The 13,742-nt window shown below is 32.3% G+C and carries 11 protein-coding genes; all 11 read left to right on the forward strand.

Features of this window, described 5'->3' with window-relative positions:
* Window position 1: 1 nt before the first annotated feature.
* The 11 genes from ACTT9Y_RS00330 (at window position 2) to ACTT9Y_RS00380 (ending at window position 13,742) form a co-directional block, all read left to right on the forward strand.
* Window positions 2–1,417, forward strand: coding sequence for a Do family serine endopeptidase (locus ACTT9Y_RS00330; RefSeq protein WP_440932515.1), 1,416 nt, complete (start codon window positions 2–4; stop codon window positions 1,415–1,417).
* A gap of 2 nt (window positions 1,418–1,419) precedes the next feature.
* Window positions 1,420–2,328: a tRNA (adenosine(37)-N6)-dimethylallyltransferase MiaA gene (miaA, locus tag ACTT9Y_RS00335; RefSeq protein WP_440932516.1), complete on the forward strand. Its 909-nt coding sequence runs from the start codon at window positions 1,420–1,422 to the stop codon at window positions 2,326–2,328.
* A gap of 52 nt (window positions 2,329–2,380) precedes the next feature.
* Complete coding sequence (locus ACTT9Y_RS00340; RefSeq protein ID WP_440932517.1) at window positions 2,381–4,147, forward strand: acetolactate synthase 3 large subunit; 1,767 nt, start codon at window positions 2,381–2,383, stop codon at window positions 4,145–4,147.
* Window positions 4,148–4,152: 5 nt separating this feature from the next.
* A complete protein-coding gene (gene ilvN / locus ACTT9Y_RS00345; protein WP_440932518.1) occupies window positions 4,153–4,701 on the forward strand; it encodes an acetolactate synthase small subunit in 549 nt (182 codons plus the stop codon).
* Between the two features lie 18 nt (window positions 4,702–4,719).
* On the forward strand, window positions 4,720–5,742 hold the full coding sequence (gene ilvC / locus ACTT9Y_RS00350; protein ID WP_440924931.1) for a ketol-acid reductoisomerase: 1,023 nt from the start codon (window positions 4,720–4,722) through the stop codon (window positions 5,740–5,742).
* Between the two features lie 82 nt (window positions 5,743–5,824).
* Complete coding sequence (locus tag ACTT9Y_RS00355; protein WP_440932519.1) at window positions 5,825–7,387, forward strand: ABC transporter substrate-binding protein; 1,563 nt, start codon at window positions 5,825–5,827, stop codon at window positions 7,385–7,387.
* A gap of 62 nt (window positions 7,388–7,449) precedes the next feature.
* Window positions 7,450–8,433, forward strand: coding sequence for an ABC transporter permease (locus ACTT9Y_RS00360; protein WP_440932520.1), 984 nt, complete (start codon window positions 7,450–7,452; stop codon window positions 8,431–8,433).
* Complete coding sequence (locus ACTT9Y_RS00365) at window positions 8,426–9,355, forward strand: ABC transporter permease (protein WP_440932521.1); 930 nt, start codon at window positions 8,426–8,428, stop codon at window positions 9,353–9,355. Before ACTT9Y_RS00360 ends, ACTT9Y_RS00365 begins: the two co-directional genes overlap by 8 nt.
* Entirely contained in the window at window positions 9,352–11,034 is a 1,683-nt protein-coding gene (locus ACTT9Y_RS00370; protein WP_440932522.1) for a dipeptide ABC transporter ATP-binding protein, read from the forward strand. The genes ACTT9Y_RS00365 and ACTT9Y_RS00370 overlap by 4 nt, the downstream gene beginning before the upstream one ends.
* Window positions 11,035–11,136: 102 nt before the next feature.
* Window positions 11,137–12,708, forward strand: coding sequence for a 2-isopropylmalate synthase (locus tag ACTT9Y_RS00375; RefSeq protein WP_440932523.1), 1,572 nt, complete (start codon window positions 11,137–11,139; stop codon window positions 12,706–12,708).
* The gene (locus ACTT9Y_RS00380; RefSeq protein ID WP_440932524.1) at window positions 12,708–13,742 is read left to right on the forward strand and encodes a rod shape-determining protein; all 1,035 of its coding nucleotides are present in this window, start codon (window positions 12,708–12,710) and stop codon (window positions 13,740–13,742) included. Before ACTT9Y_RS00375 ends, ACTT9Y_RS00380 begins: the two co-directional genes overlap by 1 nt.

The raw sequence follows: 13,742 nt of genomic DNA on the forward strand, positions 1-13,742 counted from the left end.
TATGAATAAAATTAAACTTATATTCTTAACCCTTGTTATATCATTTAGCTTTTCGTTAAATGTAAACCCCAAACCAGTTCCTGCTTCCTTTGCAGATCTTGCAGAAAAATTAATGCCATCTGTGGTAAATATTTCTACTACAACTACTGTAGTAACAAACACCAATCCTTTTCCTTTTCAATTTCCTCCAGGCTCTCCTTTTGAGGACATGTTTAAAGAATTTGGAACACCTCAGGAAAGACAATCAGCTGCTTTAGGTTCTGGGTTTATAATAGACGAGAAAGGAATTGTAGTTACGAATAATCACGTTATCCAAGATGCTGACGACATTATTGTTAGAGTAAATGGTGATCAAGAATTTAAAGCTAAGGTTCTGGGCGCTGACCCTTTAATGGATATTGCTGTTTTACAATTAGAAACAGATGAAAAATTTATTCCGGTAGCGTTTGGTGACTCTGATACAGCAAGAATTGGAGATTGGGTTTTAGCAATTGGAAATCCATTTGGTTTAGGTGGAACTGTTACTGCTGGAATTATTTCAGCAAGAAATCGATCAATTGGATTATCAAGGTATGAAGACTTTATACAAACAGACGCTTCTATTAACTCAGGAAATTCAGGTGGACCTCTATTTGATATGGAAGGAAACGTAATTGGAATTAATACAGCAATTCTAGGACGTAACGGTTCTATCGGTATTGGATTTTCTATACCATCAAACAGTGCTCAAATTGTAATTAAACAATTAATCGAATTTGGAGAAACAAAAAGAGGTTGGTTAGGTGTTAGAATTCAAGATGTAACAAAAGAAATTGCTGAAGTTGAAAAATTAGACAAAGCAAGAGGAGCATTAGTTGCTAGTGTTGCAGAAAATAGTCCGTCAGAAAAAGCAGGAATACAAGCTGGAGATATTATTTTAGAATTTAATGGAGAGAAAATAAATCAAATGAAAGAGCTTCCAGCTATTGTTGCACGAACTGAAGTTGGAAAAAAAGTTGAAGTTAAAGTTTGGAGAGATAAAAAAGAGATTATTAAAAATGTTATTTTAGGAAGATTAGAAACTTCAGATGATTTCAAAATAAGTAAAAATCAAGAAACTCAAAAACAAAATAATGAAGAAATAATTGAAAGTTTAAGAATTGCAGTAAGACCATTAACTAAAGAAGATATTAAAAATAGAAATTTACCAAATCAGACCACAGGACTTGTGATAACAAAAATCGCTAACAACAGCCCTGTAGTAAATTCAATAGAGCTCAACAATATTATTATTGAAGCTCAGAAGAAAAAAATTAGATCAGCTGATGACTTAAGAGATATTACCAAAAAAGTTCTTAATTCAAATCAAAAGACAGTTTTGCTCGCAATCTATAATAATCAAAATCAAAGACGATACATTGGTGTTAAGCTAGACTAGTAATGTATTTAAAATCCAAGATAATATTAATATCTGGACCCACAGCATCAGGAAAATCAAGTTTTGCAATTAAAGTTGCGAAAAAAGTAGATGGAGAGATTATTAATGCAGATAGCATGCAAGTATATAAAGAGCTTAAAATTTTGTCAGCTAGACCAGATCCAAAAAAATATCAGAAAATAAAACATCACCTATATGGTTTTCATAATGTAACAAAAAACTTCTCAACAGGTGATTGGCTTAAGCTAGTAATTAAAAAAATTAAGGAAGTTCAAAAAAGAAAAAAAATTCCAATTCTTGTTGGAGGGACAGGTTTATATTTTAAAGCTTTAACAGATGGTTTAGTTAAAATACCAAATATTTCATTAAAATTAAGAAATCAAATTAGAGATATGCAAAAAAAACTTGGACAAAAGAACTTTTATGAAAAATTATTAAAATTAGATCCATTCTCAATAGGAAAAATAAACCCTACAGATACTCAAAGATCCATCAGAGCTTATGAAGTTAAAAAGTTTACAAACAAATCTTTAACTGAATGGTTTAAAAAAACAAAACCAAACTTCGTGGAAGATGACTTTTTTAAAATTTATATTGATTTTCCTAGACAAGAATTAATAGAGCGTATCAATCTAAGAACAAGGGAGATGATAAAAAAAGGAGCAATAAAAGAAGTAAAAGATTTCATAAAGCTAAGGGTTAGAAAAGATAAAAGTGCTAACAAGGCCATAGGAGTTAAAGAAATTAGAGAATATTTAAAAAAACAAAAAGATTTGAATGATACTAGAGATAAAATAGCCATAAAAACTAGACAATACGCCAAAAGACAAAGTACTTGGGCTAGAGGTAACATGATTAGTTGGATGAAACTGAAGCCACAAGACATAAATAATTTTTTGAAAAAAATTTAAAATTTTCATTCTTAAACTTGACCAATGAGTACAACTTCAGCTAGATTGCATAATGCCAAAATTATTTACTGGAGCAGAAATTGTATTTAAATGTCTTGAAGACCAAAAGGTAGAACATATCTTTGGTTATCCAGGTGGTGCCGTATTACCAATTTATGATGAGTTAAAAAATCATCCAACTATAAAACATATTCTAGTAAGACATGAACAAGGTGCTGGTCACGCAGCTGAGGGTTATGCAAGATCATCAGGAAAACCAGGTGTAGTATTAGTTACATCAGGTCCTGGGGCAACTAATGTTGTTACAGCCTTAACAGATGCTTATATGGATTCCGTACCGTTAGTTTGTATTTCTGGTCAAGTTCCAACTCATTTAATTGGAACTGATGCTTTCCAAGAATGTGATACTACAGGAATTACAAGACCTTGTACTAAACACAATTGGTTAGTAAAAGATATTAATGATCTTTCTAAAGTTATGCATGAAGCTTTTAGAGTTGCAACAACTGGAAGACCAGGACCAGTTTTAATTGACATTCCAAAAGATATTCAGTTTGCAAAAACAAAATACAAAAAACCAAATAAAGAAAAAAAATTAAACGGAAAATCGCATAATAAATTTTCTCAAGATCAAATTGATGAATTAGTTAAGTTATTAAGCAAGGCCAAAAAACCAATCATATATAGTGGGGGAGGAGTAATTAACTCAGGTCCAAAAGCAAGTCAGGCTCTAAGAGAATTTGTTGAGCTAACCGGTTTTCCTATTACTTCTACACTTCAGGGATTAGGTGCGTACCCTGGAGATGATAATCAATTTTTAGGAATGCTTGGTATGCACGGTACATATGAAGCGAATAATGCTATGCACGATTGTGATCTTTTAATTAACATCGGCGCAAGGTTTGACGATCGTATTACTGGAAAAATTGACGAGTTTTCACCAAATTCAAAAAAAGTTCATATTGATATAGATCCATCATCAATTAATAAAATCATTAAAGTAGATCTTGCAATAGTTGGAGACGTCACGAGTGTAATCAGTAAAATTAATAAAACAATTGCTAAAAGAAAAAATGGTCATAGCAAATCAAACAAATCAAATATTGCTAAGTGGTGGGAACAAATAGAGACATGGAGAGAAAAAAATTCTCTCAATTTTGTAAATAGCGATGAAAATATAAAGCCTCAACATGCTGTTCAAAGACTTTATGAATTAACTAAGAATAAAGATACTTATGTTACTACTGAGGTTGGACAACATCAGATGTGGGCTGCTCAACATTATAAATTTAATAAACCAAACAGATGGATGACATCTGGCGGTTTAGGAACTATGGGGTACGGATTGCCAGCAGCGGTTGGTGTACAAATTGCTCACCCTGAAAAATTAGTAATTGACATTGCTGGAGAAGCCTCAGTTTTAATGACTATGCAAGAAATGTCTACTGCTGTTCAGTACAATCTTCCGATAAAAATATTTATTTTAAATAATCAATACATGGGAATGGTAAGACAATGGCAGGAACTATTGCATGAAAAGAATTATTCTGAAAGTTATTCTGAAGCATTACCAGATTTCATGAAAATGGCAGAAGCTTATGGATGCAAAGGAATTAAAGCAGATAATCCATCTGATCTGGATGATAAAATTCAAGAAATGATAGATTATGATGGACCAGTTATATTTGATTGCCATGTAGATCCTAATGAAAATTGTTTTCCAATGATCCCATCTGGAAAACCTCATAACCAAATGATCTTAGGTCCAAATGATCAAGAGGATAATAAAATTAAGGGCAAAGGCAAAGCCTTAGTATAATTATAATGCCGAAATCAAAATCAGCTTATAGCATACCTACGAAGAAACAAAAACCAGATACATATATTTTTGTGGTATGGGTAGATAATGAGGCTGGAGTTTTGGCAAGAGTAGTCGGTTTATTTTCTGGGCGTGGATACAATATCGAGTCACTAGCAGTTGCTGAGGTTGATGCAGTAAAAAATATTTCAAGAATAACAATTGTTACTACTGGAACACCTCAAGTAATTGATCAAATAAGACTCCAATTAACAAAGTTAGTACCTGTTCATAAAGTTGCTGAGTTTAAAAGAGAGGATAAAGGCGTAATTTTTAAAGAAATGGCTTTATTTAAAGTTGTAGGAAAAAGAAATAAAATTGAAAAATGCTTAAATGCTTGTAAAAAATTTAATCCCGTAATATTAGATGAAACAAAAACTTCAGCAGTAATTCAAATAACTGCTCTTAGAAGAGAAATTGATAAAATGAATAAAAAATTAAAGCCTTTAGGTCTTATTAGTACTTCGAGAACTGGGGCAGTAGCTATGACCAGAGGTGCTAAAATATTTAATTAATTTAATAGGAGAGACTATATGAAAATGTTTTATGAAAAAGATGCAGATGTAAACCTGATCAAGAGTAAAAAAGTTGCTATTTTTGGTTATGGAAGCCAAGGACACGCTCATGCATTAAACCTAAAAGATAGTGGAGTAAAAGATATTGTTGTTGCTTTAAGGGAAGGTTCGTCGAGTGCAGCTAAAGCAGAGTCAAAAGGATTAAAGGTAATGAATTTGTCTGATGCCGCAGAGTGGGCTGATGTAGTAATGATTCTTACACCAGATGAACTACAAGCGGAAATTTATAAAAACCACATTGAACAGAGAGTAAGAGAAGGAACGAGTATCGCTTTTGCTCATGGTTTAAATGTTCATTACGATTTAATTAAAGCAAGAAAAGATCTAGATGTTTTTATGGTTGCTCCAAAAGGACCTGGTCACTTAGTTAGAAGTGAATATGAAAAAGGAGGTGGAGTGCCTTGTTTATTTGCTGTTCATCAAAATGGTTCAGGAAAGGCAAGAGACTTAGCTTTATCTTATGCTTCAGCAGTTGGTGGAGGAAGATCAGGAATTATTGAAACCACATTCAAAGATGAAGTTGAAACAGATTTATTTGGTGAACAAACAGTACTTTGTGGAGGTTTGGTTGAGCTAATTAAAAATGGTTATGAAACTTTAGTTGAAGCTGGATATGAACCAGAGATGGCATATTTTGAGACAGTTCATGAAGTTAAATTGATTGTTGATTTAATTTATGAAGGTGGAATTGCGAATATGAATTATTCTATTTCGAATACTGCTGAATATGGTGAATATCAATCTGGACCAAGAGTAGTTAACAAAGAAGAAACTAAAAAAAGAATGAAAGAAGTTTTGGCTGAAATTCAATCTGGAAAATTCACTAAAGAGTGGATGGATGAATGCAAAAATGGTCAAAAAAACTTCCTTGCTACGAGAGCGAAATTAGCCGAGCACCCCGTTGAAAAAGTTGGTGCAGAACTAAGAGCTATGATGCCTTGGATAGGTAAGAAAAAATTAGTTGATAGCGATAAAAGTTAAATTTTATCAGTAAATTATTGCTACTATAATTCAATTATTTCACTTATACTTTTTTAAATAAATTTAAAAAACGAGGGGAATAATGAAGACTAAAAATATAGTAAGAATACTATTGTCGTTAGTTCTAGTATTCGGATTTTCTTCAGCATGGGCAAAAACTATTAAATGGTCTATGCAAGGAGACAGTCTAACGCTAGATCCACATGCACAAAATGAGGGTCCAACTACACAAGTATCTAGACAAGTTTACGAAGCTCTAGTTCAAAGGGGTTTGGACATGAAAATAGGACCTGCTTTAGCAACAAAATGGAAAGCTACTGATCCAAATACTTGGATTTTTACTTTAAGAGAAGACGCTAAGTTTTCAGATGGTTCTGGAATGACATCTGCGGATGTTGTTTTTAGTATATTAAGAGCCAAGCAAAGAACATCTGATTTTAAAGAATACATCAGCACTGTTGCTAATGTTGAAGCGGTTGGAGATTACTCTGTTAAAATAACTACAAGTAAACCTAACCCTATTCTTTTAAACCAATTGTCTAACATTTTTATAATGTCTAAAGCTTGGTCAGAGAAAAACTTTGCAATGTCTCCACAAAATTGGGATGCAGGACAAGAAACTTTCTCTGCTACTAATGCTATGGGAACTGGTCCTTTTAAAATAACTTTAAGAGAGCCTAACACCAAGACAGTGTTTAAAAGAAATAAACATTGGTGGGGTGAAATGAAGGACAAAAAAGTAACTCAAATTGAATTAATGCCTATTAAAAATGCAGCTACAAGAGTAGCAGCTTTATTATCTGGTGAAATTGATATAGTTACTGATGCTCCTGTTCAAGACTTAAAAAGAATTGGATCTTCTTCAGGTCACAAAGTTGAAAGTACAGCTCAAATGAGAACAATTTTCTTAGGTATGGATCAAGCAGCTGACAAATTAAGAACTGGTAATACAGGTGATAATCCATTTAAGAAAAAAGAAGTAAGACAAGCTCTTTATCAAGCAATAGATATTGAAGCGATCAAGAAAAAAGTTATGAGAGGTTTAAGTGAACCAGCTGGAATTATAACTTTCCCAGGTGTAAATGGATATACAGCTGATCTTGATAAAAGATTACCTTACGATGTTAATGCTGCAAAAAAACTTTTAGCTGATGCGGGTTATCCTAATGGTTTTGACGTTGAACTTAGATGTCCTAATGACAGATATGTAAACGATGAGGCAATCTGTACTGCTGTTGTTGGAATGTTGGGTAAAATTGGAGTTAATGTTAACTTATTTGCTCAAACCAAAAGTAAACACTTCAAAGAGCTTAAAGATGATCAAGGTGATTTCTATATGCTAGGATGGGGTGTTCCAACTTTAGATAGTCACTATGTTTTCCATTACCTATATGAAACTGGTGCTAGCTGGAACAAAGTTAACTTTAGTAACGCTGATGTTGATGCTGCAATTAGAGTTATGGAAGGTGAAGTTGATTTAGTTAAAAGAAATGCTGCAATTGCAAAAGCTTGGAAAATTGTAAAAGATGATATTTCTTATCTTCCTTTACATCACCAAGTAATTTCTTGGGCATCTAAAAGCAATGTTAATGTTCCTATCAGACCGAATAACGAACCGTTATTTAGAACTGCTAGTTTTAACTAATTAAAAATTATTACAAGCCCTTTAAAAAATTTAAAGGGCTTGTATATTTAAACCTTCACAAATTGATAAAATATTTTTTTAAAAGGCTGTTTCAATCTGCTTTGGTGATGTTGGTTGTCGCCTTTGTGTCTTTCTCTTTATTTAATTTTGTTGGAGATCCAATCAATAACATGGTTGGAGAAGAGACTTCTGATGAGGAAAGAGCAGAATTGAGAGAAACACTTGGTTTAATGGATCCAATTCATGTACAGTTTTCAAGATTTATAGTTAATGCTTCTAAGGGTGAGTTTGGAATTTCATATCAATTAAGAAGACCTGTTTCAGAATTAATAGTTGAAAGATTGCCAGCAACTATTGAGCTTGTGGTTATTTCAGCACTTATTGCACTAATTACTGGTACTTTGTTAGGAGTTTATACAGGCATAAATCGAAAAGGTTTTTTAAGTGATTTTGTCTTAGCCATCTCTTTGTTGGGGGTTTCACTCCCCACATTTGTAATTGGTATATTATTTATATATCTGTTTGCAGTAATATTAGGAATTTTACCCTCTTTTGGAAGAGGAGAAGTTGTTGATTTAGGTTTTTGGACCACAGGATTTTTAACAGTTTCAGGACTTAAAGCAATTATACTTCCTTCAGTAACATTAAGTCTTTTTCAAATGACTTATATCATCAGACTTGTGCGAGCAGAGATAATGGAAATACTACAAACAGATTATATTAAATTTGCACGTGCTCGAGGCATTAGTGAAAATAGTATTAAATATAAACATGCATTAAAAAATGGATTGATACCAGTAATAACTATAGCTGGAATAAATATTGGAACTTTAATTGCGTTTTCAATTATTACTGAAACTGTTTTTCAATGGCCTGGAATGGGCTTCTTATTTATTCAAGCAGTTCAATTCGTCGATATACCAATCATGTCAGCTTATTTAGTTTTTATAGCTTTTGTTTTCGTCATGATAAATTTTATAGTTGATATTCTTTATTATTTAATTGATCCAAGAATAAGAGTTAAAGGAGATACTGCAAGTGGATAACAAATCTTTAAGTACTTGGGAAAGAATAAAAGATAGTGATATTTATCATAGCTTTATTAAATCGCCTACTGCGATTGCATCATCTACTATTTTATTTATAATTTTTTTCTGTTCTTTTTTTGTTGAGCTCGTAACACCTTACAATCCCTTTGACCCATCCTCTCTATCATTGATGGATGCATTCACACCACCTTCATGGACAGAAGATGGTCTTGCTAAATTTATTTTAGGTACTGACGGACAAGGAAGAGATATGTTATCAACAATTTTATATGGATGTAGGATTTCTTTAATAGTAGGCTTTTCTGCAATAATTTTTAGCTTAATTCTTGGAGTTGGATTGGGATTAACAGCAGGATTTTTTGGAGGAAAATATGAAATGATAGTAATGAGATTAACTGATGTTCAGTTAACAGTACCAAGTATTTTGATGGCGTTGTTGGTTGATGGAATAGCAAGAGGATTAATCTCAAGAGAAATGCATGATGAAATGGCAATTTATGTTTTAATATTTGCTATTGGAATTTCAGAGTGGCCACAATTTGCTAGAGTTTCTAGAGCTGCAACTTTGGTGGAAAAAAATAAAGACTATGTTTCAGCATCAACAATAATTGGGGTTTCTAATATAATTATTATGTTTAAACATATTTTACCAAATATTTTAAGACCAGTGTTAGTAATTGGAACTATTGGTTTAGCTCTTGCTATTTTAGCTGAGTCTACTTTAAGTTTTTTAGGAGTTGGCGTGCCTCCAACAACACCTTCTTTAGGGACATTGATACGACTTGGTAATGATTTTTTATTTTCAGGAGAGTGGTGGATAACTTTTTTTCCAGCAATTTTCTTAGTTATTTTAGCATTTTCAATTAATTTATTAGGGGATTGGATGAGAGATACTTTAAATCCAAAATTAAAAAAATGACATTCTTAAAAATAAACAATCTTAGTGTTGATTACCAAATGAGAAAAGAAACAGTTAACGCTGCTAAGAATGTGAATATTGAGGTTAATAAAGGAGAAATTTTAGGATTAGTTGGAGAGTCTGGATCAGGAAAAAGTACAGTAGGAAACGCTATTATAAATTTAATTGATGAGCCAGGCAAGGTATCTAGTGGCTCAGTAATTTTAGGTGATCTTAACATTCATGAAAATTCTGAAAGCACTGTTAAATACAGAGGAAATAAAATTGGATTGATATTTCAAGATCCTCAAACTTCACTTAACCCAATTCTTACAGTTGGGGAACAGTTAATTGAAACAATTCAAACTCATCTACAATTAAGCAAAGAAGAAGCAAAAAATAAATCAATAAATCTATTGAAAGAGGTTGGCATAAAAGATGCAGAAACAAGATTTGATAATTATCCTCACCAATTCTCAGGTGGAATGAGACAGCGAGTAGTAATTTCTCTAGCTCTATGTTGTGAGCCAGAATTGTTAATTGCAGATGAGCCAACAACAGCATTAGATGTATCAATTCAATCTCAGATTTTAGAACTAATTAAAAAATTAACAAAAGAAAGAAATCTTGCAGTTATCTTAATTACTCATGACATGGGGGTTATAGCTGAGACTGCTGATCGTGTAGCGGTTATGAAAAATGGCAATTTAGTTGAAATTGGTGAAACCAAAAAAATATTAACCAATCCACAAGAAAATTATACTAAAAGTTTAGTGAGCTCAGTTCCACCAACTAATAAAAAAATTTCAAGATTTGTAATAGTTGAAAAAGAAAACAGTGACAAAAAAGAAAATAATATTAAGATATTAAATAGATGGTCAAAGAAAGAAATTATAAGTCAAGATTTAGTTCAGATAAAAAATTTGAATAAAAGTTTTGATGATAATTTTTTTACAGAAAGTTCTAAAAATTCTGTGATGGCTGTTAATAATGTTTCATTTGAAATAAAAGAGGGCGAATCTTTTGGCTTGGTAGGAGAAAGTGGGAGTGGAAAATCTACAATTGCTAAAATGATTGTAAATTTATTTAAACCTACATCTGGTGATATTTTCTTTGATAACGTTTGTATAACTAAAATTAAACAGAGATCTGAATTAATGAAATTCAGAAAACAAATTCAAATGATATTTCAAGATCCTTATTCTTCACTAAATGGAAGATTAAAAGTAAAAGATATAATTGCAGAACCAATTACACTTCATAACCCATCTATATCTACTTTAGATTTAAATAATTATATTCATGATTTACTGGAGTCTGTAGAATTAACTCAAAAATCTGCGGATAGATATCCACATGAATTTTCTGGAGGACAGAGGCAGAGAATATCAATAGCAAGAGCACTTGCCACACAACCAAGACTTTTAGTTTGTGATGAACCGACCTCTGCTTTGGATGTAAGTATCCAAGCCCAAATATTAAATTTACTCAAAGATCTTCAAGAACAATTAAATTTAACAATTTTGTTTATAAGTCACGACCTACCTGTTGTTAGACAAATGTGTGATAGAATTGGAGTCTTAAAAGATGGCAAATTATGTGAGGTTTCAAACACTGAGGATTTATTTTTAAAACCAACACATGAATATACGAAAGAACTTTTACGGTTAATGCCTAAAATTGAGTCTATTTATAATTAATTTTTAGTAAGCCTAAAATGGTCCATTAAAAGTTATAATTTAACTTATTATTTTGCAATCTCTCTCATAGATTGTATTATAGATTTTCTAAAAATTTTAATTATGAGTGATAAAGATAGAGTCTTTATATTTGACACTACTATGCGTGATGGTGAGCAATCGCCAGGCGCATCTATGAGTTTAGAAGAAAAAATTCAAATCGCTAGAGTTTTTGATGAATTAGGTATCGATATTATTGAAGCAGGTTTTCCAATAGCTTCACCAGGGGATTTTGAAGCTGTTTCAGAAGTAAGTAAAATTTTAAAAAATTCTATTCCCGCAGGACTTTCAAGACATTCAGTAAAAGATATTGATAGAGCTTATGAAGCCCTAAAACATGCACCAAGATTTAGAATACATACATTTATTTCTACAAGCCCTTTACACATGAAACATAAATTAAATATGTCTCCAGAAGATGTTTATGAATCAATTGGAAAACATGTTGCTTACGCAAGAAAGTTTACTGATGACGTTGAGTGGTCATGTGAAGATGGAACAAGAACCGATATGGATTACATGTGCAAAACTGTAGAGCTTGCAATTAAAAACGGAGCTACAACAATTAATATTCCTGATACAGTTGGTTACACAATACCATCTGAGTTTACTACAATTATAGAAACTTTATTAAATAAAGTTCCAAATATTGATAAAGCAATTTTATCAACTCATTGTCATAATGACTTAGGTTTAGCAGTAGCTAACTCGTTAGCTGGAGTTCAAGCTGGAGCAAGACAAATTGAATGTACAATAAACGGATTAGGAGAAAGAGCAGGAAATGCTGCTCTTGAGGAAGTTGTTATGGCTATTAAAACAAGACCTGATTTAATGCCATATGAAACTGGAATTAATACAACACTTTTAAGCAAAGCTTCAAAAATTGTTTCAAACGCAACAGGTTTTCCTGTTCAATATAATAAAGCTATCGTTGGAAAAAATGCTTTTGCTCATGAAGCAGGAATTCACCAGGATGGAATGTTAAAAAATAGACAAACATATGAGATAATGACACCTGAAAGCGTAGGGGTTAAACAAACATCGTTAGTGATGGGAAAGCATTCTGGTCGACATGCATTTAAAGACAAGTTAAACAGCTTAGGCTATCCAGATTTAACTGACGATGTAGTAGGAAATGCATTTGCAAAATTCAAAGTCTTAGCAGATAAGAAAAAACATGTTTATGATGAAGATATTATTGCCTTAGTAGATGATAGTTTAATCGTAGATAATAAAGTAAATGCAATAACTCTTAAATCTTTAAAAGTTTTTGCCGGAACAGGTGAACCACAAAAAGCAGAAATGACTTTGGATGTTTATGGTGATGTAAAAAATGCAACAGAAACTGGAGATGGTCCGGTTGATGCAATATTTAAATGTATTAAAACTTTATATCCTCATGATGTTAACTTGCAACTTTATCAAGTTCATGCAGTTACAGAAGGAACAGATGCACAAGCTACAGTAAGTGTAAAAATCGAGGAAAAAGGTAAAACGACTGTAGGTCAAGCAGCTGATACAGATACTTTAGTTGCATCAGCAAATGCCTACATAAATGCATTAAATAAAATGATAATCAAACGAGATAAAACAGCTCCCATGGAGCAAGAAAGTCAGAAAGTAAGAGGGATATAATGGGGTTATTTAGCAGTGTTAAAAAAATATGGAGCCAAGATATGGCAATTGATCTTGGAACAGCCAATACACTTGTAGTTTTAAAGGGTCAAGGCGTAGTTCTTAATGAACCTTCAGTTGTTGCAATAGTTGATCAAGGTGGAAAAAAAAATGTATTAGCAGTTGGAGACGAAGCTAAAACAATGCTTGGAAGAACACCAGGTAATATTAGTGCAATTAGACCTCTAAGAGATGGTGTTATTGCAGATTTTATAGTTACTGAAGAAATGATTAAACATTTTATCAAAAAAGTTCATAAAGGAAGCACATTTGCTAATCCTAGAATTTTAATTTGCGTACCAACTGGCTCAACACCAGTTGAAAGAAAAGCAATTCAAGATAGTGCTCTAGCAGCAGGCGCAAGAAGAGTTCAATTAATTGAGGAACCGATTGCAGCAGCTATTGGAGCAAATCTTCCAATTTCTGAGGCAACTGGTTCAATGATTGTAGATATTGGCGGGGGCACAAGTGAAATTGCTGTAATGTCTTTGGGTGGATTGGTTTACTCTAAATCTTTAAGAGTTGCAGGTGACTCGATGGATGTAGCAATAATAGATTATATGAGAAAAGAATATAATTTATTAATTGGCGATACTACTGCTGAAAAAATAAAAAAAGAAATGGGAACAGCTGTACCAACAGGAACAAACACTTACCCAGTTAAAGGAAGAGATTTAAGATCAGGTACTCCAAAGGAAGTTAATATTACAGAAGAAGATACTGCTGAAGCACTAAATGATATTATGAAGCAAATGGTTAGTGCAATTAAAGATGCTTTAGAAAATACTCCACCTGAGTTGTCAGCTGATTTAGTTGATATGGGTTTAACTTTAACAGGTGGTGGTGCTTTGTTAAAAAATATCGATAAAAGGTTTTCTAAAGAAACAGGTTTACCAGTTCATATAGCAGATGATCCATTATCTTGTGTTGCTGTTGGTACAGGTAAAGCTTTGGATCAAGAAGAAACTTTTTCTACTATGTTATCTGAATATTAG

Source organism: Candidatus Pelagibacter sp. (assembly GCF_052049995.1).
Classification (GTDB): Bacteria; Pseudomonadota; Alphaproteobacteria; order Pelagibacterales; family Pelagibacteraceae; genus Pelagibacter.